The sequence below is a fragment of the Paenibacillus xylanexedens genome, from assembly GCF_007680605.1.
Lineage (GTDB): Bacteria > Bacillota > Bacilli > Paenibacillales > Paenibacillaceae > Paenibacillus > Paenibacillus xylanexedens_B.
In genome coordinates this window covers 1,552,814-1,576,186 of sequence record NZ_VEIO01000001.1, presented here as the reverse complement: position 1 = coordinate 1,576,186, position 23,373 = coordinate 1,552,814, and the positions used below count along the sequence as shown (strand labels likewise).

Below are 23,373 nucleotides of genomic sequence, written 5' to 3'. Positions count from 1 at the left end.
TTGTGTTAGTATGATTATAATATCTACAATCTACAGAACAAGTACGATTCTTTTTCTGACTAAGTATCAAAAAGTATACTATTGGACCGGAACAACAACTTTGGCTTGGAGGTTTTTGTGTGAAATATGATTTTAATTTTGATCAACTCTGCCCGGCAACCTATGCTTTTCAGGTAATTGGCGGCAAGTGGAATCTGCCGATCCTGGCCATTCTGAGTGAAGATGACAGTATTCGATATAACGAATTAAAAAGAAGGCTCCCCGGCATAACACCAACGATGTTAACAAATTGCTTGAAAGATTTAATTCAATACGGAATCGTGCATCGGGAGCAATATAACGAAATTCCGCCAAGAGTCGAATATTCACTCACGCCATCCGGCAAAGAATTGGTTCCTTTAATCGAATCGATGGTGTTATGGGGTCAAAAAAATATGCAGCAAGCTACGGATTCATATTAAAACGGATAATTGTCTGGTGCCATTGTACTCTGTTAGCGGAATTCCCGACTTCCACTTGTGTACCAGATCGGGGTTGGCAATGAATGGTCGGCCAAAAGCTGCCAGATCAATTACACTGTCCATAACTGCCTCTTCTGCTGTATCCAGACTAAGATTTCCTACGCCGATCATGATGTGTTCCCATTGTGTCCGAATGGCCTGATGGAAGTTGAGTCCGTTTAACCAGACACTTGCAAAACTTTCGGTTGAAGGGTGCAGAATGGTGATGCCCGTTTCACGAAACAGCTCCAGATAGGCGTGGAGAGTCCCGACTCTAGAGGCCCATGAATAAGAAGGATCGTCATCCTTTTTTTCGGAAAACCGGATGCTTATGCGTTCCACGCTGATTTCTTTTTTTACCGCCTCAATAACCTCTCTCAAAAAACGGAGTCTCTCCTGAAGACCGCCACCATATTGGTCTGTTCGTTTGTTCGTACGCTCATTGATGAATTGATCAATCAGATACCCATGCGCTGCATGGAGCTCAACTCCGTCAAACCCTGACAAAACAGCATTGCGTGCAGCCATCTGAAAACGATAGATGACATCCCCGATCTCCAACGGAGTCATGGCTTGAGGGCATTCATAGGGCTTGTGAAGCTTATGCACCTTTCCCTCCGCTTGGATGGGTGAAGGCGCCTGGGGCTTCCTTCCGATCAAGTCGGAATGCGAGAGGCGTCCTACATGCCATAATTGTGCGATGATCGTACCGCCGTGTCGATGAACAGCCTCTGTTACCTTTTTCCATGAAGCGATCTGTGCCTCCGTATATAATCCAGGTACCCCGTATGTCCCTTTGCCTGAAAGCATTGGATTAATCCCTTCCGTAATGATTAAACCCACGCCATCTTTAGCTCGTTGTTCGTAATAAGCAACCATCTCATCAGTTACCGTCCCGTCCTGATCCCGTGCAAACCCCCTGGTCAGTGGTGCCATGACGATACGATTGCGAAGCTTCCATTGGTTGATCGTTACGGGTTGAAACATATATAAATTGGATTCAGACATGTCATTTCCTCTTCTCTGTTTGAATTAAAGCTATTGTAGAACGGATCAGACATATCGTAAAATGATTAGAATATATAGGTCCATCACTGAGAGTGATACCTTTCCTTAAAGGAATAACGAAGAACAATCGTTCTTTTTTCGCCTAAAAAATTGCTGTTCGGGAGGCTGTCATGGAACTATCTGATATTGATATTATGCTGGCCGTTGGACGCTCGGGCAAAATTTCACAAGCAGCCAAGGAACTAAACTACGCCCAGTCCAATGTCACGACACGGATCAAAAAATTGGAGGAAGAATACCAGGTACAATTGTTTAATCGCTCTTCCAAAGGGGTGATACCTACGGAAAAAGGAACGCAGTTCCTTGCTTATGCGTCACGGATTCGAGGTCTGCTACATGATTTGCAACAAGAGATGGCAGATCCGGAGGAACCTTCGGGTACGTTGAGAATCGGAATCGTCGAAACCGCTGCTTCACGTCGTTTCATCGAGATTTTGAATGAGTATCAGATGAAGTATCCAGACGTATCCATTTCGCTGGTGAACGCCACCTCCCCCAAGGTACTAAGGCAGAAAATTCAGTCTTCTGAACTGGATGGTGCTTTCATTAGCGGAGCCTGCGTGAAGGAAGGATTAAAGGTCGAATATGAGATGCAGGATACGGTTCACATCATCTCGAAACGAACGGATACGCTTCTGGAATCGTTTTGTCGGCTTTCGTGGGTTGTCTTTCCGCAAGGGTGCCCGTATCGTGAGATTACAGAAAAGTTTTTGGCCGAAGAAGGACTTTCAGCCAAAAAATTGATTGAAGTCAGTACAATGGAAAACCTACTCAGTTGTGTAGACTCCGGAATCGCTGTTACGATCATGCCTTGCAGCGTTGTACACAACAAGCCTGAAGCCTACACACTGCATAATCTATCCGATGTACTCACACCGACTACCACCACATTTGTACGGGGTGAAAATCGATATGTCAGTCGTGCGCTACATCAGTTCATGAGGTTGCTAAATGAAAAGTCCATGACCTTCTAGGTCTTCATTGCGAACCTTTTTTTGACTATTCGACCATTTATGCATCCAAAAAAAGAGCAGCCAGATGGCTGTTCTCTTTGTATATTGTAGCTTCGTTCTACTTACCCAATAGTTCATTCTGCTCACCAAAAACAGATCATTTAGTTACTTAAGACTGTTCCAAAATTGCTGGAATGCACCCTGCTCTACTTTAAAAAATACAGGCGCAAAGCCGTAACGTACCATGCCTTCCTCTCCGAACAGGACAAGTTTAACCTTTGTTTTATCCTCAAGAGTCAAATAAATCATTTTACGATCTTCTTTGCCATAGAGACGTTCATCCAGTTCAGGACTGGCTGCAACCGGAGCCGCTAAAGACAGTGCCTCAGTAAAGCTCTTGAGGGAGCCGTCTACCGGAAGCTGCTGAAGCTGCTGGAGCCCGTTATTCCAGCTATCAAAGCTCTCCCACTGTGCCGCAGTCACATGATCCTTCATGTTAAGTTTACCGAGGAGATCCGATAGCCCGCTGACTGATATCCCATTGGTTTTATCAAAAAATTGCGCATAAATCTGACCGTCTATTTCCGTATAAGACATAATCCGAAAATCGGAATCATATCCTTTTACGGTGTAAATATCTGCTGTACCAATCGTCGAGGCTAGCTCTTTGTAGTCATCCTTACCACTTCGCTCATGGATGCCACCAGTCGTTTTGCCCAGTTCCTCTCCGCGAAGCGACAAGGCATCTGCAGCATCCACTGTTGTCGCAGATTCGGTGTAGACGTTGCCCTGATAAACAACTAATCCGATCATACTTGCTTTAACATTCTTATCATCACTGGGTAACTCCATTTTCGGAATCTCTACGGGCACAATGTTTGAGTCTTCAGTTTTGATCGCAGTCTCTCCTTTGGTAACCTTAACTGGGTTAACCTCTCCGTTATTTAACGCAGTCTCTTTTGCAGGTGCAGTCGTTCCACCCCATTGTTGCCATACCGTTGGTGCTGACAGTCCGATGCCTGCTGCAACCACAACACTCGCTGCGATATACAGCGATTTACGAGGACGTTTCGTTGACTGACGCTGGAAATTCACCTTTTGTTCGATTCTTTTTTTCATCTGGTCATCTGGCTTCATCTGATCCACCGCTTTCTTATATCGTTGTTTGAATTGTTGTTCGTTCATAGCTGTTCCTCCCCCTCAAGCTCCAGTTTTAAAAGTTGTCTCCCCCGTTGCAATCTCATCTTCGCAGCTGATTCACTAATCTCTAAAATCTTGCTAATGTCGCGGATACCATAGTCTTCGTAATAATAGAGATGAACTACCGATCTATATTTCACGGGCAGAGACAACACCAGTTCAATCAAAGCCTGATCTTCAGGATTATCCATCATGACGGGTTCCACGGCTTCCAGCTTGACTTCCCGTTTACGCCAGCCTTTACGGAGCAGGGATTTGCAATGATTGGTAATCACCCGAATCAACCATGCTTTTTGATGTTCCGCATCGTTGAACACAGGCGCTTTTTCCATCCATTTAATGAATGTGTCCTGAGTAGCTTCTTCCGCGTCTTCCCGCTTGCCGAGGTGAACCATTGCAATCCGGAATAGCGTATCCGCGTATGTATCATAGATGTTCGTGACTTCATCACTTGGTTGGGATATGGTTTGCTGCATGGTTGTTGTGCCCTCCTTTATACCCTAAACACTCTTACGGACGACATTTGGTCACATTTTGTTTTCACTTTTTTTATCTTCATTTGCAAAACATGCAAAAAAGGCTATTTCGCTGACGGCACACTACCAAGTGCGTGTCATTGAAATAGCCCATTTCATAGTAACATTAACGTTAAAATACTTTGCTTTAAATTAGTTGATTCACAAACTAACTTATTTCCAAATAATCGAGATATGCGTCCCATGTACCGTCATCTGCTGTTACGATCAGCTCAATTACCTGATTTCCAGTGCCATGACTGATATTATTTAGGGTATACACGGCAGGACTGCTACCCCCAAAATAAAACGTGCCTTTCGTCTGTCCGCCGATTTTCAGATCCACTCTGGCCATATTGGCATTGTTCGACGCACCTCGCAAAGCGAATGAATGCGTTCCGCTTGAAAAATTATGTGTCGTGCGCACAGCGTCATTATTGGCGTAGAGAACAACACCGTTGAACGGAGAGCTGATGTTGCCGGTATACTGTCCGCTTTTCGTCATATTCTCTGTTTCGATTCTTACCGTCGTTGCTGGCGGATTGTTCGTTCCCCCGTCCGGTGCAACCGCTCGCCCGGTGGATGGAGAGATCATGCCGGCACACAAGCCGCGATTTTTCAGATTTTGAGCAATCTGAGGAATAGCCTGAAGTGTTGTCTGGTACTGATCATGCATCAAAATGACGTCACCGCTTGCCATGCGATTGACTGCTGCGACGATCTGGGAAGTACTTGCCCCGTTCCAATCCTGAGAATCGACATTCCACAATACTTCTCTCAAACCGTTCTGGCTAATGACCGATTTCACCGTTGCGTTGGTGGCACCATATGGCGGCCTGAATAGCGAAGGCGACGAGCCTGTAATTGAACGAATCGTCTGCTGTGTACGTGTAATCTCAGATGCCATCTGAGAAGTATTCAGCTTCGTCATATCTGCGTGAGTATAGGAGTGGTTGCCAATCCACATCCCGGCGGATACTTGGGCACGAACCAAAGCCTGGTTATTTTGGGCGTTTTGTCCCGTATTAAACATGGTCGCGCGCAGTCCGGACTGTTTCAATGCGTTAAGAATATTATTCGTATTGTTGGAAGGACCGTCGTCAAAAGTCAGCCCTACATAACCGTTGGGACAACTCGCATCGGCCGCACTGGCGGAAGGCAACGGCGGGATAGAAAATAACGAACCTAAAAGAGCAACAGACATTGCGGCTTTAACAAGCTTGGATTTAAACATGAACACACCTCCAGTGAATTGGTTAACATCATACTTATTCTGATTCAATCGGCATCCTTACTGCTGTATTTCGCTACGCCTCCTCTCACTGAGCCACACCATTTCCGATAAAAGCGCTTACATAAAAATATAGATTAAACTTTTCTTTTCTGCTGTTTCTAGCACTTTGTCGGATTGAATCTAGTATAAACGATGATTTAATTGAAGTAAATTCATATTATTACAATATATCCTATTTATTTTTCGATATGTTCTCATCGCATCTCACCATATCCATTTCCTAATGTTGTATCCCGAAAAAGAAAAACCTTGATACAGAGTCAACACCACACAGACTATAGATGGTTTGATCCTGTATCAAGGAACGGAAAGTTCGCCCTATTACTATTTATTGAAAGTAACCTTTTCTACGCTACCATCCAGAATAATGGATGTATCGCGGGGTTTTGTTTCCGCGATTTTACGTCCTTTTCTGAAGGAGTACAGAACCGCTGCCTGTTTGCGCACCGCTTCGTATTCATTCTCCGCTTCCATAATGATGAAGTTAGCCGGCTTGCCTTCTTCAACACCGTAACGATCTTCAATGTGCAGTGTTTTGGCGCTATTTTTCGTAATCAGGTCGATGGAATTCACAATCTGGTCGTATCCCAGCAACTGTGAAGCATGAATGCCCATGTGCAGTACTTGCATCATATTGCCCGTACCGAGCGGATACCATGGATCGAAGATATCATCATGTCCGAAGCAGACGTTCAGACCCGCTTCCTGCAGCTCCTTCACCCGAGTCAGTCCTCTTCTCTTCGGATACGTGTCAAAACGTCCCTGCAGGTGGATGTTCACCAGCGGATTGGACACAAAGTTCAGATTGGCCATCTTCAACAGACGGAACAGCTTGTATGTGTACGCATCGTTGTAAGATCCCATCGCTGTTGTATGACTTGCCGTCGTGCGTGAGCCCAGCCCGCGTTCATACGCTTCCTTGGCAACAACTTCGATGAAACGGGATTGTTCATCATCAATTTCATCACAGTGAATATCGATGAGACGGTCGTATTTTTCAGCCAGGTCAAAGGCCACTCTCATGGAATCAACGCCATACTCACGAGTAAACTCGAAGTGCGGGATGCCACCTACAACGTCAACGCCCATTTTCAGAGATTCTTCCAGCAATGCTGCGCCGTTAGGATACGAATGAATACCTTCTTGCGGAAAAGCAACCAGTTGAATGTCGATGTACGGTGCCAGTTCTTCCTTCACTTCAAGCATCGCTTTAACGGCGATCAGGCTTGGATCTGTAACGTCCACATGTGTTCTCACATGCTGAATGCCCTGGGCCATCTGCCATTTCAAAGCTGTTTTGGAACGTGTTTTCACATCCTCATGGGTCAGAAATGCTTTACGCTCCGACCAGCGCTGGATACCTTCGAACAACGTACCGCTCAAATTCCACTCCGGTTCCCCTGCTGTCAGTGTTGTATCCAGGTGAATATGCGGTTCAATGAATGGTGGTAGCACCAGTGCTCCGCCAGCATCCAGTGTCTCTTCACTTGTACCCGAAGCTGGCTGTGGATCTTGCGTAATCTGCTCAAACTTCCCGTCTCTAACGACGATATTCCAGAGGCCTTCTTTACCCCGCAATTTTGCGTTCTGTATAATCATGTGTTTTCCCCTTTTCTTTGGATGATGTGATGGACACAATGGTCATGAGGACTACATACGCTACGGCTGTACCGATCAGCGCATTGAGCGGTGTTACACCGGGAGCCAGCTGTGCAAATGCTACGCCGATAGCCCATGCAACCATAGCAACCCAGTTTACTTTTTTGAAATTCATGTCGGCAAAAGGCGCATATGATCTGCGTTTCACAATAAAATAGTCGGCAATGATGATGGCCCCGATGGAAGGAATGGCTGCGCCGAGCACGTTCAGGAAACCTACGAAGTTGTTGTACATCCACATCGCGAATATGGTCCCGATGATCCCGTTCACAATAACAAAGAACTTTTTCGATATCTTCGTAATGTTGGCAAAACCAAGACCCGAAGCATATAAAGCATTGTCATTGGTTGTCCAGATGTTGAGGCCCAGTACGATAATTGCAGGAATGAGCAATCCTTGCAGGAACATAACTTCGGATATGTCAGCGAGATTGTACGCCATCGCACCGACTGCCCCGAACAAAAACATGAGCGAGTTACCGAGGAAAAATGCAATCACCGTCGCCGTAACCGCCTGCCGCGACGTCCGGGAGAAACGTGCAAAGTCTGGCGTAAGCGTCCCGCCGCTTATGAAAGAACCGATACAGATGGTCAGAGCCGCAGCAGCGGTAAGCGTCTGTGTTGGCGTGTAATCCAGCAGTCCTTGCAGACCGCCTAATGAGGTAGCTCCCTCAAACATGGAATATCCTCCGAGAATGGCAATAGCCGGAACAGCGATATAACCAAGAATAACAAGAGATTTCATACCGAAGATCGCGGATGCAGTCATCGCCAGACCAAATACAAGGATCAACAGGTACACGTTCCAGTCCATCGCTTTGGCAACTGGAATGGCGAACATCGCCACGCCAACCCCGAACCACCCAACCTGTGTGAAGCCCAGCAGGAACGAGGGCAGATAAGAACCTTTTTCACCAAACGAATATTTCGCGAGCAAATGCGTGGACAATCCCGTCTTGGCGGCGATATGCGCCAGCGCTCCGGTGTAGATGCCAAGTACCAGATTACCTGTCAGCACGATCGCCATAAATTCCATAAAGGTGAGACTGACACCGAGTGTGCCACCAGCCAGCATACTGGCAGAGAAAAACGTGAATCCAAGCATGACGGATAACGTCTTCCAGAAATGATTGCGCTGTGCCTTCGGCACCTCTTGCCATGAAAATTCTTGATCTTGTTTGCTCATCAGAATACCCCCAAATTAAAGTGTTCTGATACCATAAAAAAAGCAGAAAAAGAGGCCACTTGTCACGCTTTTACGCTGACAAGTAGCCTCTTTGTGCATCATAACCCGCGCGAAGACACAGAACATCCCTCTGCAGGAAATGCTCTGATTCTCGCGTGATTACAAAATCCGCTGCCCTTGCCAGCCTCTCTGGACTGAATTAAAGGTACCAGTATTCAATTACATTCTATTATTTTGGAAAAATGGTTAACTGTCAATGTCATTTTCATCCAAATTAATTAATATCCGAATCCTAATAAATCTTTAGTTAACTCGTAATTCCAGTCAGGGCCTGGTCTTAACGTCTTCCTTTGCTACATCAAAATAGGATGTAGTTTATTATAAAATAATAAATTAGGTGGCAGGAACAATTCGCATAAATGTAGAATATTGTCACAAGCATAATTAAATTGAGGTGTGAAATGAAAAAAATTGTATGTGCACTCTTGTTCAGTTTATTTTTACTGATTGCTCTGCCCCATTCGGGACATGCTGCCACAGCCACCCCGCAAACCAAAATTATTTTGGATGGTCAGGAGCTTGTGCTACCTTCAGATGTCGAAGTTGTCAATTTGAACAACAATGTGATGATTCCCATTCGTGTCGTTGCTGAGAATTTGAAATTCAACGTGAAATGGGATCAGAAGAGTCAGAATGTGAGCATTGAACAAAATGCCAAGGTCCTTTCTCTCAACGTAGGTAAAAAAGAAGCTCGGGTTCAGAATGAAAAAGTAACACTGAACACGGCACCGAAACTAATCAAAAATACGGTCGTTGTTCCCCTTCGTTTTGTCAGTGAAGAAATGGGACTGGCGGTAAGCTGGAATAATAAAGAGAAGATTGTCGGCCTGACGAGCACTGAAGTTCCTCCTCTTGTTGATCCAACTCCTGCTCCGGCTGTTCCTGACGTAGACAACGCCGGGTGGAACAAAGTGAATGACATCAGTTTTGCGAATCAACAGCTTGTTGTATCTGTTGATACACTAGTTACGCCACAGATCACCCGACTATCCAATCCCGATCGTATCGTGGTTGATCTGCCGAATACGACCTTTGGAGATATCGGTTCAACTTTGCAGCAAGGCACGATGGGTAAGCTTGATGTCAGCGGTATTGCAAATGTAACCGAGGTTCGATATGCCCTATTCAAAAATGATCCGGCTCAAGTCAGAGTTGTTATTGAGATGAATAATCTAAGCGATGTGCAGGTCAGTTCTCAATATATAAGTGGTAAGCTGATCGTCGATTTGGCTATGACCGCCGCGATTGGCATTCCAGTTAGCCCTGTCGGCAATGACGGTGGTAAAAGCATAGTTGTCATTGATCCCGGGCATGGTGGCAAAGACCCGGGCACCATCGGCATCTCCAATACACAAGAAAAAGATTTCACGTTGCCGCTAGCTCTCAAAGTTCAAGCTCTTCTGTTGCAGGAGCCCGATATTGAAGTTGTAATGACACGTGAGACTGACGTTTACCCCACTCGCCCAGAGCGGGTACAGCTGGCTAACACGTTAAACGCGGATGTGTTTGTATCCATCCATGGAAACAGTGTGAAAGCCTCGCCACAGACTACCGGCACTGAGACGTACTATTACAAACGAAGCAGCAGTAAAGAACTGGCAGATATCGTACACAGACATCTCATAGAAGCGTTGGGTTTTAAGGATCGCAAGGTCAAGAACGGCAATTTGGAAGTACTTCGCAATACAACGATGCCCGCTGTATTGCTTGAAATTGGATTTCTAAGTAATCTCGTTGAAGAACAAGCAATGCTTTCCGACAGTGTGCAGAATAAAGCAGCTCACGCTATCGTGGATGGAATCAAGGAGTTTTTACACCAATCGCAATGAACAGTTGATGTAATAGAGAATTGAATGTGAAGATAAGGATGTGCTTTGATGAAAAAAAAGGCAAATATTATGCTCCTGCTCTACCTTACCGCTGTATTGCTCATACTTGCCGGTTGCGGCAATAAACCGGCTACAGACCCTGGAAATGCGGAATCCGCACCTAACCCGACTCCATCTAACGGCTCTTCCCCCTCCGCACCCGATGCTGAGAAAAAAGAGACACAGGAAATTGAAGTGGGCTATGTGGACTCGGAACTCACGCAAGTCAAAACCAATAAAGCCGAAATTGAATTTTCCGACAGTAACGAGAAATATACACAAGCGTTTGATGCAATGCAACGTTCGGATGATCCGGATTATATCTCGTTATGGAGTGATATCGGACTTGAATCACTTGAATTTCACAAAGCCGACGGCGGACTTACGTTAAACATTCACATTCCTGACGAAGCCAGACTCGGTTCTGGCGGCGAACTTCTATTCCTAGATACGTTGAAACAAACCATGTTTCAGTTTCAAGAAATCCAGAGCATTCAGTTGCTGGTAGATGGGAAAGAAAGCGAGAGCCTAATGGGCCATGTGGACTTGGAGAATCCAATCGTTCGTGGTTCGGAATAGTTGGATCAAGCTTAGGAAATGGCGTCTGCGAGAACAAAGATATGAATAAAACAAGCGTATGAATAACTAAGTATTACCCACGCTTTAAAACGCGAAAAACCTTGCGATCTAATTCTAATTAGACAGCAAGGTTTTTCGACGTATTGAGGATGAGTACAACGCAAAACTTCATTTTTCATTTCGTATCGGTGTGTACAAACATCATGCAAACTTGAAACCTGATCTTTCCTAATGTGATCCGATTCGGTTTATTCGCCCGACTGTCCGGAATCGATTGGAAGTTTGCCTTTTGCTTCAAGTTGTCCAAGCAGTACCTTGATAGCAGCAAGCGTGTTGGGCTCCTGTTTACCATACACAGCAAGGGCTGAGCGTACATTATGCAAATGAAGCATTTCATACGGATTGCCAAGAGAGAGCAACGTATAGCGTACCTGGCGCTGGTTCAGTTCGTTGATGAATAACTGGATCTCATCCCAACGGAACTGACTCGCCACGTTACGGAATTGATACGAAGCCATAAGAACATAGTCAGCCTTGTTTACGGTCTGAAGCACCGTTTTCATATTATTCGAGTTCAAGACAACCGTCATCGTTTCAATGGAAGTTTTACCTGAGATTTGCTTGAGCTGTTGTTGTAGCTGCTCAGCCTGATCGGCATCGGATGCCACAATGGCGACTCGATCACTGGCTCGAATTGTCTCTACGCTGTTGCCTTCCGCCCCAGCCAACGCAGTAACTGCCCGCTCCGCAATGCTACGCTCCACCTGAAGGTGAGCATCGGTCCCAATAATGCTTTTCAATTTGCTTAACTTTTGTGTCAGGGATGGACCGGACTCAAACAGATGATATTTAGATTTCACTGACAAAATACGTTTTACCGACTCATGCACCCGTTCCCTGGAAAGTGTGCCGTTATTCACAGCCTGAATGAGTGCCTCGTGTGCAGTGGACACATCTTGTGGCATTAGAATGATGTCTACACCTGCGGCAACGGCACGTCTAACGGCTTCCGTTTCACCAAAATGCTCGCTAATCCCCTTCATCGTGAAAGCATCGGAAATAATCAGACCTTTATACTGCAACTCTTCACGAAGCAAGCCGGTTAACACCTTACGAGACAGTGTAGCTGGAAGCGGAACCGGTGTACCGTCCTTGCGTGAGGTTACTTGCTCGTTATCTATCGCCGGAAAGGCAATATGTGCCGTCATGATCATATCGACACCTTCGTTAATTGCCGCCTTGAACGGTTTCAACTCCACCGCGTCAAGTCGCTCACGTCCCTGTGTAAGCACTGGCAATCCCAAGTGAGAGTCAACGGATGTATCCCCATGCCCTGGAAAATGCTTCACGCCTGCAACAACATTCGACTGATGCAGTCCCTTGATCATGGCCAGGCCGAGCCGGGTGACCAGCTCCGCATTCGAGCTAAAGGATCGCATACCGATAATGGGATTGTCCGGATTGCTGTTCACATCAAGCACAGGCGCAAAATTAACCTGGATACCAAGCGCTTTTAACTCTTCTCCGGTCAGTCGTCCGGCTGCTTCTGCTAGTGCCAGATCACCCGTTGCGCCTAGCGCCATTTGTCCAGGGAGATTGGTGCCGCCCGGAATGCGGCGAATCACCCCTCCCTCCTGATCGATGCCGAGAAACAGCGGAATATCGCCAGTCTGGTTTTGGATTTGATGCGTAAACGTTGTAACCTGCTGTGCATCTACGATATTTTTTTCAAAAAGGATAAGTCCGCCCACATGCTGATCTTGGAGATTACGTTTCAAGCCTTCGTTTACAGTCGTTGTCGCTTTGCCGTTCCATTGCCTGATATCAGGCATAAGCATCTGGCCTACCTGCTCGCTAACCGTCATATATGAAATGAGCTTGTCCCAATCCTTTGCCTGAATCGCCGTCTCACGTTCGAATTGAATGACACGCGCCATAAATACGGCATATTCCGCTCGTGTTACCGTCCGATCCGGTTGGTACTTCCCATCGGGATAACCTCCAACGAGTCCGTTTGAACTCATAATCTGGATCGGCGCCGCACCCCAATGTTTCGTCGTATCGCTCCATTGAGCGGTCAGAGTCCCTTGTTCAAGCGGATATGCACGCGTCAAAAAAGCTGCTGTTTCGGCCCGACTAATCGGTATATTGGGTCGAAAGGAGCCATCTGGAAACCCGCCGGCCAGCCCATGATGCTCAGCGATGGCAATCTCACGGTAAAAAGGATGATTTATCGGCACATCGGTATATTTCAACTTTTCCACCGGCTCTTTAAGCTGATCCGGATAAAGCTCACGCACCAAGAAGGTAATGGCCTGTCCTCGGGTTACGGATGTCTGCGGCTGGAACTTGCCATTGCCATAACCTGCGACTGTGCCTCTTTCGGCCATATACTGAATACCGTCCTTGGCCCATTGCGTATGCTGGAGGTCGACAAAGCTGGTTTCCGCATTGGCACTTCCCGCCCAGATCAGCATGGAACCGAAAGCTGCGGCCATAATGGTTTTATACGTTAAACGCACTGCATTTCACTCCCTGTTTAATTCAATAGTTCATGAAGGGTTAGACGCGTCCTCCCCCCTTTTTGTTGCTCGTATAACTTCTCTCAAGTAGAGAGCCCTGATCATGCATGATATAATCGAATTCATATCACTATTCGTCAAGAAAACGTCTGACATGGTTTTCGGCGGAATACGAGTTTGGAGAAGTCTAATGTTAATGTTAAATATTGTTTTTGTTATGTTTCTGCTAGGTCTGCTTCTTGGTTTTGTTGGCGCAGGCGGCTCCGGCTTTATTATCTCGATCCTGACGGTTGCGTTCGGATATCCTATTCATGTTGCTCTCGGGACGGCGCTTGCTGCGATGTTCTTCTCCTCGCTCTCGGGTTCAATCAGTCATTACCGGGAGGGTAATGCAATGCTCAAAACCGGTTTGATCGTAGGTCTAGCCGGGGCAGCAGGAGCCTGGATCAGCTCAGGATGGTCATCTTATATTCCGGAGGATCGGCTTGGTATGCTGACTTCTTTTATGCTTTTTGCATCAGGACTCGCGCTGTGGCTTCGCTTGATTCTTGTTTCGCGGCGCCCTGCTGGTTCTGAGATACAGACTGTCATACTCGGAGAAGGTCTGCGTTACTGGGTATATGCGTTACTGATTGGAGTCGTTACAGGAATGTTATCCGGACTATTCGGTATCGGCTCCACGCCCTTTATCCAATTAGGACTTATGCTTTTGTTGAACATGCCTATGAGATATGCTGCCGGAACAACGATGTTAGTCATCATTCCCATAGCTTTAGCTGGCGGAGCAGGATATATGAGGATCGGTTATCTGGACTTGCAGTTGTTATTGCTGGTTGTAATCGGTACAATGTCCGGTTCATACGTTGGAGCGAAATTCACGAAACGGGTGCCAGCAATCTGGCTGAAAGTGAGTATGGTCGTGACACCGATGATTGGAGCATCCATATTATGGATGTGATTTTCTTTAACCGTTCAGTGTGAGGTGTGCTGCGTGTGCCGAAGCTGTTCGTGTTTCATTAAAAAAGGGCTGTACCCTAACATCTCGATGATTTGGGTACAGCCTTTTTTGTGGTTCATTTTAAAAGTGAAACTACCAAGCTATCAAAGAATCCTTATGAGATTATACACGCTGGAGATGAGTATCCTTAAACTCCGTTTCATACTTCAAACCAAAGCCAAACATGCGATCCATACCAATGTGAGCGATCCAGATGAAGCTGATCAGCATGAGCACGTCTATTTTCAACACGTAACCTGCCGCCAAAAATACCATAGGAATCATGTACGTATGCCCCACATTGTAGATCATTGCGCCCAGTTTATTGTTAGCTGCATAGCCAATCATGAAGACATCCGGGAAGAGAAGCAACAGCAGGAAGAGCCACCAGGAATAATCATTGTAAAAGTAAATCGTTGTCGCTGTTGCGAGCACCAGCAAACCTTCTAATCGAATCCATAATCTAGTCATGTTATTTGATCTCCTTTGCATGTAATTTACTTTGATGTCGATGTAATTAATCGGCAGATTTCATTCCACTCAGCATCCACCCGATGCCCTGAGATACTTGTTCGTGTGAGAGCGGCTGGGAGGATAGCAATACAGGGGATTGTAATGTTAACCCGTCGAACACAGCTTGAATCAAGGCGGCGAAGGTCTCTTTTTCGGCTTCGTCCAGCGGCAGTTCCAGTCGATCAATGATTAGTCGGATACCCGATTTCATCTCTTGGTACAGTTTCACTAATTCCTGAGCCAACTTTTCATTACTCACGCTCTCCGTCCAAAGACTAATGAGCAGTGTGAACCACTCCGGATTGGTACTACGGAATTCAACGACGTGTTGTAACGCTTGCTGGAGCAAATCGGCGGGTTGTGCTGTCATATCCAATTGTTGCAGTCCTTCCTTCATCCCCCGGTTAATCATCCATTCCCGCACAACCTCCACCAGAAGTGTTTCCTTGGTATTAAAATGGTAACCGATCAGTCCTTGGGCTACGCCCGCTTTAGCCGCAATTTCTTTCATCGTGGCCTTGGTATAACCTACCTGGCCGAATAACGTAAAGGCCGCTTGTAAAATGGCGTTTCGGCGCTCATCTTGATTCCCCGATTGTTGTTTAGACATTTCATTTCAACTCCAATACTGTTTGCTCGAACAGTCAATTTATGTCCTTATCATAAAACTGTTTGCTCGAACAGTCAATATATATTTTAAATATTTTAAATTGTATGTTGCTTCCAATTTAATATGTTATACTATAAACGTTATATTAATGGTTTATTTTAGGAGGTTTTAAACGTGATGAGCAGTGTAGGATTTACAGGTATGTTATTTGCCATCGTTTTTCTGATTCTTGTGATTATGCTGATTCGTAGAATATTAAAAAGATGAGAAAAGTAGCCCTTGTTACATGGGCTACTTAAGTAACTTATGACTTCACCTTGAAAATCTTAATATCTACACCGCCCTCCGCCGGATAACCCTCACCAATAAGCGCATCCACGTTAAGATCGGATAGAGCCTGACTGTTGGTTATAATCCGAGGCGAGGTGCGGAACAGCATGTCGCCCTTTACTTCCCCGATATACCCATTATTTTCGATGTATATCTCACATGCTTGCCCTGTATAATCCTGTCCCTGTAACATATACCTGGCTGACAAGCTGTGACGTCCTCCCGCTTTTCCGATAATTTGTGTATCCACGCCTCCCTCACGAACGAATCCTTGGAAAAAGGTTCCTGTGACCTGTCCTGTAAATGTAATCATCACTACGGAGTCTCCATCCGAATTTTTTAGCTCGATTGAATTTTCAATTTTAACGTGTACCGTAAACAGTTCCTCCATCTCTAGCTTCGGCATCAATCATTCTCATCCTCTCTGTCAGTTATTTCGTGAATCTATCCATTCATTGACCTTTTATTTCACTTCGTCAGTTACATAAAGACTCCTGCTAACAAGCCAGTAAATCAAAGACATAACAAAAAAAAGTTGCCATTATAGCAACTTTTAGAGGTTGAGCATAAATTTTATAAGGTTTGGAAGTAGGTGCTTGTTCGCTAACATTACCTCACCAAACTTGGTCCAACTCGGGAAGAAAGAAGGCGTAGCCTTGCTTTCCGTTTTTCTTGATTCTGTACATGGCCATATCAGCAAGTTTTAAAAGTTCGTTCGGGTCTTGTCCGTGCTTTGGAAACAAACTGATGCCAATGCTGGCAGACAGATGGATCTCAATAGCATTCACATGGATCGGAGCACCAAACGCAGTCGTCAGGTTTTTGGCAACGACCTCCGCATCATTGTCATCCTTAAGCTGGTTCAGGATAATGCTGAATTCGTCCCCTCCGAGTCTTGCTACGCAATCCGAACTGCGAACATTTGCCTTCAAACGTTGGGCCACTTCCGTTAAGACTTGATCTCCTATATCATGACCGTAGGTATCATTGATCTGCTTGAACCCGTCCGTATCGATATACATGACCGCAAAGCGTGACTCACTTCTTAGCGCGTTGCTCACGGACCATGCAAGACGATCCTTAAATGCTAAACGATTAGGAAGACCTGTCAAGGAATCATGCAAAGAAAGATGTTTACTGATCTTCTCCGAAACTTTGATTTTGGTATATTCAGTCTCCAGCTCTTTAATCAGGTTCTTGAGTTTGTACACGCGAGTGCTTGTGTTGGTTGTGTCGCTAATCTGCAGCAGTGCATAGCTGTGATCATCTTCATAAAGTGGTTCAACATGTAGATTTTGTCTGTAAAAACGCTCATCTCCTCCCTCCTTCGGAAGGATAAAAGATTTATGTAGAGCGCTGGAGCAGAACCTGCTCTGCCCGTGATACAGCGCATTTTGTATGATATTCATATACATATTAGCCTTGAATCTGGGGCAAATCTCGAGCAGATTTTTACCGAGCACGTCTTCAGCGGGCATGCCTGTTAAACGTTCCAACCAGCCATTCCACACGAGAATTTTCAATTGTCTGTCGACAATCATAATCCCCATTTTGGTTTTGTTCAGCGCTTGTACAATGAGATTATTCATGGTTATCCTCCCAGCAGAGCATCTATCTTATCCAGCAGACTGGAGATGGAATCCATGCTCAATGCAATCACGATAATTCCTTTTACATCTGTATCTGCAAGCAAAAAGGAGGTATGTAGCACCAATATGTATACTTCATTCTGAAGCAGGATTTGCGGGTCAGTACCTGTAACATGAATCAGCTCAATATCCGGCAATACATACTCCAGTTTCATTTCAAGGAAATTTCCGAATTCACCGATAATGGCATTCAGCAACACATTGCTGACTTCCTGTAGCACATCAAGATCCGTATCCATCAGCCGACAATCGTTTGCATCCGCGTTCTCTGTCAATTCTCCGAGACACATGTTAGCTAACACTTTTGCCTGCTCGGCAGGGAACATCAGGAAAGCTTTGCCTTGAAATTGATACCCGAACTGTAAAGATGACCGAAAGAGATGACCTTCGGCAAATAAAATGTTGTATCTTCGATCCTCCCGATCCACTTCCGTAATGGAGATTAAGTCAACCTCGGGGATATTAAGTACAATATGTTTGTCTACAATTTCCGATAACATGTTCGCTGCTTGTCCGACGTAAACATTGACAAGTTCAGTAAGCAGATCCTTCTGCAGCTCATTCAGCATGACGGGCCGCCTGAATCATTTGGAGCAATGTGCCTGCTCTTTCTGCAGTTAAGGGTTTATTCAGGAATCCTGAGATGCCCAGCTCCTCCACTTCCTCACGGGTAGCCTTCTGAATATCGGCAGACAAAATAATAATTTTGACATTCTGATCTTTCTCTCGAATCAAACGAAGCATATCCTGGCCATTGAGTCCTGGCATCAAAAGATCTGTCGTTATCAAATCAGGTTTGTAATCCTGATAAAGACGGAAACCATCTTCTCCGTTGGTGGCCGTTCGAATTTCGCAATCCGGAATATGATCGCTAATCAACTTGCTCATCATTTTCTGTACAAAAATCGAATCTTCCACAATTAATACTTTCATGATTCTACTCAGTCTCCTTGATAAAGTTTTAAGGGCGCAACATATGAGGCGCTGTAGACAGTTTCTTGAGAAGGAGCTTCGCGCACAGGTGGAACCCCTTAAAAGTGACTGACGGATGAAATAGGCAAAACAATATAAATTATAGTTATTAGAAAAATAGGTTGTCAACAATATTTAAAAATAAATTAGAACGTATTCCATTGTCAATGGAAGGGAAATCCCAACGATTCGTAAAGCTACAAAATTCAATGGAAATATAATTATGTTTGGGCTTCCGACACCGGCGGACGCTAGAATTACTGTAAACACGTAAAAGGACGAAGCCAATCATGAAATGCTAACTCACATTTCGATGATATCCTGCTTCGTCCTTTTCATATTAACCTAATCATACAGCAAGTCAGCGATACAGCGGACCGTACGCAGCGCAGGCTCGGTAATCTGCACTCTCCAAGTCTTTGGTTCCGAATGCGGACCAGGCACTAGGGCGGAAAATACGCTTGGCATCAATATTGTGCATGTTAACCGGAATACGCAATATGCTTGACAGGGTAATCAGATCGGCCCCGATGTGACCATAACTAACCGCACAGTGGTTGGAGCCCCAGGCTTCCATCACGCTGTACACGTCTCCGAAAACCGGATCATCTTGCACCAGTTTTGGCACAAACCATGTCGTAGGCCATGTTGGTGTTGTTCGCATATCCAACTGTTCATGTACTTCATCCGGTAATTCCACAGTGTAACCTTCGGCCAGTTGAAGCACGGGGCCAAGTCCTGCAACGAGGTTGATGCGAGCCATCGTCACAGGCATGCCTCCTCTCGTCGTATAATCCGTGGAATATCCACCTCCGGCAAACTGATCCATATAAGTCGGTCTCCAACGGACAGCATCCAGACAGGCTTGAACCTCCTGCTCTTCAATCTCCCAATGCGGTTTCATTACTGGTTTGCCGTCACGTTGCTGCTCCCCTGTTCCATCCAGTGCAGCAGGTCCAGAATTAATCAGATGTATAAATCCTGATGCTGCAAGGCCGTCAGGCCTCCATCCGGTAACTCGCTCTACGGCTTCGGGACTCCAATAGGCGCGAACATCTGCAAATATTTGAGCGGTATGTGATACATAATGATTCAGCAGCATCGTGACGGCGTTTAAATTGTCGTTCTCGGTGGCGACCATATAAGGCTCCCGAATGCCATTCCAGTCAAAGGAGCTGCATAGAACGGCTTCAAGCACATCCGCACTCGGCTGATAATCTGTCCACTCCCGCTGTCCCTGAAATCCGGATGCAATAGCGTTATAACCGTAAGCTTCTTCCTCATATCCCATTTCCGCAAGTTTGGGATTGCCTATCATTAAATCTCGTACAATCATCGCCATACGAACCGAGGTTTCCCAATTTTCCGATTTCTCCTGCGGGCTAATTCGGACAGATTCAGGATTAGGATCAGGTCCCTCCCGGCAATAACGTGTTACCCAAGCCAGGGCAACCTGCAATTCCTGCTTATCATAGATATGTTTTTCAAGTCTGCGGTTAACCTCCGTCATATCCACATACGCATTTCTCATGCCCAGATAGCGCTGGTAGAAATTTTCGTCAACAATGCAGCCTGCAATTCCCATCGAGACTGAGCCGATGGACAGATATGATTTGCCTCGAAGCAATGCAGCCGCCATAGCTGCACGGCTAAACCGAATCAACTGATCCCGAACATCCTCAGGTAGCTTTCGTTCGTTCTGATCCTGAATATGTCTGCCGTAAATTTTAAAAATGGGGAGTCCTTTCTGGTTATGCGCCGCGTGAAGCGCAGCCAGATAGACTGCACCGGGGCGCTCCGTGCCGTTAAATCCCCAGACAGCATGTGGCAACGTAGGGTCTGTCTCTATCGTCTCTAGCGGATAACACCAGCCACTGGCAACGGTGAGCAGCACACCGACACCTTCCTTGCGGAATTGCTCGGCACAGCGTGCAGCTTCTGTTGTACCGGAGATACACGGCTCAAAGATAACGACCTGTACCGGAGATCCATCCGGATAACGGAGAACGGCAGTGATTGCAGCGGCGGCTTCACGCGCAAGCTCCATCGTGCTCTCCGCCAAGGCTTGCTTTACAAGCTTGCGGCGATCTACGATCGGACGAATACCGATTTTGGGAAAGCCACTTTCATAACGGTGTGAATCCTGATTCATCATGAACGCTCCTTCACTCATTTTTATCCCATTGTCCCCGAAGGGAAAGTAAAGCTGTGTCGACCTGGCTTCAGCTCTTGAATGCGGGGTAGCTTCGCTGCTATAACAACAGCAGAAGGCATGACGAGTGTAGCCGTGGTTTTCTCGGGAATTTCCACCTGGATGTGCAGTCCTGTTTGGTCTTTTTTCCAGGCTGCGGCGATTTTTCCATGTGCGGTTCGGATTGATGCGCTGACCCCATCCAGTTTGGTAGGGATGCAGGGTTCGATCCATATTTTTTCGTAACCCGGGGAATCCGATCTAATCCCTGCGAGTCGTGTGTAAAAAGAGACACTGATCCCTCCAAACATGGCGTGATCATGAGAGTGCATGCCCCCCTTATCGCTCCACTGCTCCCAAAGCGTGGTTGCCCCTCGTTCAATCTGATAACCAAAGCCCGGGTATTCCTTCTTGGTTAAAAGCTCATATGCGACATCGATATATCCGTAATCAGCAAGCACATCCAGCAGATATCTCGTTCCGTAAATGCCTGTGTGAAGGTATCCTCCTTTTTCAGCAATGGCCTGCACAAGCCGTTCTGCAGCAGAAGCACGTTGTTTGACAGGGACCAATCCGTAGGCAAGCGGCATAAGCTGAGCAGTCTGTGAACCTTCTGCATAGATGCCATCCCCTGTGTGGAAACGGCGCTGAAAAGCACGATGAATGTCATCAGCCAATTGACCGTAATATTCGTGGTCGGCGGGTTTACCCAAAATGGATGCCGATTCGGCAACGATGGAAGTGATTCTGTAATAGACACTGGTATTGACCAGTTCTACTTCATGAAAGTAGTTTTCCCAACCATCTTCATTCGGGGGGCACCAATCCCCAAACCCTTCCTTCACTTCATGTTCAGGCCATTTCTTATGAAGATGATCGATATATGCCTTCATGGACGGATAACTCTCGCGCAGTACGTCAAGGTCGTTATAATGCTGATAAAGATGCCATGGAAGAGAAACCTTGTCTCCGCTCCAGTCTGGATTGGTCTGGCTATCTTCAATATCGTCCAGCCATTTATGGTAATAGCTATGCATATTGAAATGGTGCATGCCGGATTCCTCAACGACAGCGGAATCCATTAGGCAAGGTGTTCGCTCATCACGCTGGCAGCAGTCCGTGGGAATGCTCACCAGATTGTTAAGGTAAGACCAGCGAACATTGCTGTATAGCTGATTAAGCAATTCATCCGAACATTCAAATGTGCCTGCCTGTTCAACAGCGGCATGGATCGGAACCGCCTGAATGGAAATCCAGCTTGATCCGGCACAGACTTCTACATACCGAAATCCATGATACGTGAAACGTGGCTCGTAACATTCTTCGGCATGTCCGCGGAGGATGTAAGTATCTGTAGCCTTCGCGTTACGGTTCGTCCAGGAATCGATATTGCCTAGTCCATCCACCAGTTCACTGTATCGGAACCGTAGCTCATGACCCGCTTGTCCTTTCACCTGAATGCGAACCCAACCCGCGATGTTTTGTCCAAAGTCGTATACATTCACGCCAGGACGAGGATGAAGCACAGCGATAGGCTGCAGCGATTCGAATGGCAGAATGGGAGGCTGTTTATTTTCCTTGAGTTCACCTTTTGGCGGCTCTGCTGCTACAGCTCTTGTCCAGTGCTTGTCTTCGATAAAACCGGGACAGTCCCATCCGCTGTGCTGCAAGCGTGCGTCATATGCCTCCCCATCATAGATATCATTGGCAAGAATCGGGCTTGCCGCCGAGGACCAGGATTCGTCTGTAATAATGGTCTGTGTGGTGCCATCCTCAAAGCGTAGATCCAGTTGCAGGAGAAGCGCCTTATCCCGATTCCATTTCCATCCCCAACGGGAATAGTTGTAATGATAGCCATTCCCCAACCAGACTCCCAGTACGTTTTCACCTTTTTGTAACAGAGGTGTCACGTCATATGAGTCATATAGCATTCTTCGATGATAAGGTGAATTGGCTGGAGCAAGTACACGGCGATCTGCCCGCTTTCCATTAATAAGAAGCTCATACCAGCCGATCGAATAGATGCGCAGTCTGGCTTCAATCGGAGAGGTTGGCATATGAAATGTTTTGCGGAATAGCGGGCTGTCTACTGGAAACGCTGCCTTGCAAACGGATAGCATTTCTCCCTCAAGCACCAATCCGTTCCCAGAAGCATGAATCGTACCTGCTGTGCAATGCGTGGTTAGCGGATCATAAAAACGGTTGGAGTACAACACCCGTCCATCGCTTCCGGTGAGTTTCAGGTCGCGAAAGACCGCTTTTTGCCCTTCTTTTGTCCGGAATCCGACTGTTCCCTGATATTCTGTTGCTTGGCAATGACAAAAAAATTGTTCATTTATCGTGACTTTCCATTCTCCGTTTTCTGTGCATACTTTAAGCGATATTTTCGTAAGCTCTGTCGACAGGAATGAAGGTAGTTTGATGCTTTCTATCACATGCTTCACACCTTCTTCTGTGCGGAAAATGTAAGCAATAAAGGGGTTCTCATCTGTAGTAAATTGCGCATGTTCCCCACGCTCTGTCTTTTCTTGCTCGCTCTCCCGAAGTTCAACCCCGCAGTGATCGTTCTCATTCTGATACCCAAACAAAAATGATGCACCACCTGTTGCAACGTCGATTACGACTTCTGCTTGATAAGAAGTCCACTCATCAATAGCACTTGTCTGGCGGGTAATCCACTCGGCAAGCCATGTGTCCGACATTTTCC

The 23,373-nt window shown here is 46.1% G+C and carries 20 protein-coding genes; 5 read left to right on the top strand and 15 right to left on the bottom strand.

Features of this window, described 5'->3' with window-relative positions; all coding sequences use genetic code 11:
- Nucleotides 1-119: 119 nt before the first annotated feature.
- Nucleotides 120-461 carry a winged helix-turn-helix transcriptional regulator gene (locus FS818_RS06935; protein ID WP_145330826.1) on the top strand — a complete coding sequence of 114 codons (342 nt, stop codon included), beginning with the start codon at nt 120-122 and terminating at the stop codon, nt 459-461.
- Here FS818_RS06935 and FS818_RS06930 read toward each other — a convergent pair.
- The gene (locus FS818_RS06930; protein ID WP_260989800.1) at nt 453-1,508 is read right to left on the bottom strand and encodes an alkene reductase; all 1,056 of its coding nucleotides are present in this window, start codon (nt 1,506-1,508) and stop codon (nt 453-455) included. The genes FS818_RS06935 and FS818_RS06930 overlap by 9 nt on opposite strands.
- Nucleotides 1,509-1,678: 170 nt before the next feature.
- Here FS818_RS06930 and FS818_RS06925 point away from each other — a divergent pair, with 170 nt between their 5' ends.
- Nucleotides 1,679-2,542 carry a LysR family transcriptional regulator gene (locus tag FS818_RS06925; RefSeq protein WP_145330824.1) on the top strand — a complete coding sequence of 288 codons (864 nt, stop codon included), beginning with the start codon at nt 1,679-1,681 and terminating at the stop codon, nt 2,540-2,542.
- 144 nt (nt 2,543-2,686) lie between these two features.
- Here the strand turns inward: FS818_RS06925 and FS818_RS06920 are convergent, their stop codons facing one another.
- The 5 genes from FS818_RS06920 to codB form a co-directional block, all read right to left on the bottom strand.
- Nucleotides 2,687-3,706 (bottom strand): hypothetical protein, encoded by a 1,020-nt coding sequence (locus tag FS818_RS06920; protein ID WP_145330822.1) that lies wholly within the window; start codon nt 3,704-3,706, stop codon nt 2,687-2,689.
- Nucleotides 3,703-4,197 (bottom strand): RNA polymerase sigma factor, encoded by a 495-nt coding sequence (locus FS818_RS06915; protein WP_145330820.1) that lies wholly within the window; start codon nt 4,195-4,197, stop codon nt 3,703-3,705. Before FS818_RS06915 ends, FS818_RS06920 begins: the two co-directional genes overlap by 4 nt.
- Nucleotides 4,198-4,405: 208 nt before the next feature.
- Complete coding sequence (locus FS818_RS06910; protein WP_145330818.1) at nt 4,406-5,470, bottom strand: polysaccharide deacetylase family protein; 1,065 nt, start codon at nt 5,468-5,470, stop codon at nt 4,406-4,408.
- A 384-nt stretch (nt 5,471-5,854) separates the two neighbouring features.
- Nucleotides 5,855-7,129 (bottom strand): cytosine deaminase, encoded by a 1,275-nt coding sequence (locus tag FS818_RS06905; protein WP_145330816.1) that lies wholly within the window; start codon nt 7,127-7,129, stop codon nt 5,855-5,857.
- Nucleotides 7,098-8,375, bottom strand: a complete 1,278-nt coding sequence (gene codB / locus FS818_RS06900) for a cytosine permease (RefSeq protein ID WP_145330814.1) — start codon at nt 8,373-8,375, stop codon at nt 7,098-7,100. Before codB ends, FS818_RS06905 begins: the two co-directional genes overlap by 32 nt.
- Nucleotides 8,376-8,836: 461 nt before the next feature.
- On the opposite strand from codB, the gene FS818_RS06895 reads away from it, so the two are divergent.
- Together FS818_RS06895 and FS818_RS06890 are read left to right on the top strand one after the other, a co-directional pair.
- Complete coding sequence (locus tag FS818_RS06895; protein WP_145330812.1) at nt 8,837-10,264, top strand: N-acetylmuramoyl-L-alanine amidase family protein; 1,428 nt, start codon at nt 8,837-8,839, stop codon at nt 10,262-10,264.
- 48 nt (nt 10,265-10,312) lie between these two features.
- Complete coding sequence (locus tag FS818_RS06890; RefSeq protein ID WP_145330810.1) at nt 10,313-10,882, top strand: GerMN domain-containing protein; 570 nt, start codon at nt 10,313-10,315, stop codon at nt 10,880-10,882.
- Between the two features lie 248 nt (nt 10,883-11,130).
- On the opposite strand, the gene FS818_RS06885 is transcribed toward FS818_RS06890, so the two are convergent.
- Complete coding sequence (locus FS818_RS06885; RefSeq protein WP_145330808.1) at nt 11,131-13,404, bottom strand: glycoside hydrolase family 3 N-terminal domain-containing protein; 2,274 nt, start codon at nt 13,402-13,404, stop codon at nt 11,131-11,133.
- 190 nt (nt 13,405-13,594) lie between these two features.
- Here FS818_RS06885 and FS818_RS06880 point away from each other — a divergent pair, with 190 nt between their 5' ends.
- On the top strand, nt 13,595-14,362 hold the full coding sequence (locus FS818_RS06880) for a sulfite exporter TauE/SafE family protein (protein ID WP_145330806.1): 768 nt from the start codon (nt 13,595-13,597) through the stop codon (nt 14,360-14,362).
- Between the two features lie 162 nt (nt 14,363-14,524).
- Here FS818_RS06880 and FS818_RS06875 read toward each other — a convergent pair whose 3' ends face one another.
- From FS818_RS06875 to FS818_RS06840, 8 genes are all read right to left on the bottom strand, one after another.
- Entirely contained in the window at nt 14,525-14,872 is a 348-nt protein-coding gene (locus FS818_RS06875) for a DUF4260 domain-containing protein (RefSeq protein WP_145330804.1), read from the bottom strand.
- A 46-nt stretch (nt 14,873-14,918) separates the two neighbouring features.
- The gene (locus FS818_RS06870) at nt 14,919-15,524 is read right to left on the bottom strand and encodes a TetR/AcrR family transcriptional regulator (protein WP_145330802.1); all 606 of its coding nucleotides are present in this window, start codon (nt 15,522-15,524) and stop codon (nt 14,919-14,921) included.
- 304 nt (nt 15,525-15,828) lie between these two features.
- Complete coding sequence (locus tag FS818_RS06865) at nt 15,829-16,260, bottom strand: DUF3237 family protein (RefSeq protein WP_145330800.1); 432 nt, start codon at nt 16,258-16,260, stop codon at nt 15,829-15,831.
- A gap of 208 nt (nt 16,261-16,468) precedes the next feature.
- A complete protein-coding gene (locus tag FS818_RS06860) occupies nt 16,469-17,443 on the bottom strand; it encodes a sensor domain-containing diguanylate cyclase (protein WP_145330798.1) in 975 nt (324 codons plus the stop codon).
- A gap of 2 nt (nt 17,444-17,445) precedes the next feature.
- Nucleotides 17,446-18,072, bottom strand: coding sequence for a chemotaxis protein CheC (locus FS818_RS06855; protein WP_145330796.1), 627 nt, complete (start codon nt 18,070-18,072; stop codon nt 17,446-17,448).
- Nucleotides 18,062-18,436: a response regulator transcription factor gene (locus tag FS818_RS06850; protein WP_145330794.1), complete on the bottom strand. Its 375-nt coding sequence runs from the start codon at nt 18,434-18,436 to the stop codon at nt 18,062-18,064. Before FS818_RS06850 ends, FS818_RS06855 begins: the two co-directional genes overlap by 11 nt.
- A gap of 400 nt (nt 18,437-18,836) precedes the next feature.
- Nucleotides 18,837-20,627, bottom strand: a complete 1,791-nt coding sequence (locus FS818_RS06845; RefSeq protein WP_145330792.1) for an L-fucose isomerase — start codon at nt 20,625-20,627, stop codon at nt 18,837-18,839.
- Nucleotides 20,628-20,650: 23 nt separating this feature from the next.
- On the bottom strand, nt 20,651-23,368 hold the full coding sequence (locus FS818_RS06840; protein WP_186375423.1) for an alpha-L-rhamnosidase: 2,718 nt from the start codon (nt 23,366-23,368) through the stop codon (nt 20,651-20,653).
- Between the last annotated feature and the right edge of the window lie 5 nt (nt 23,369-23,373).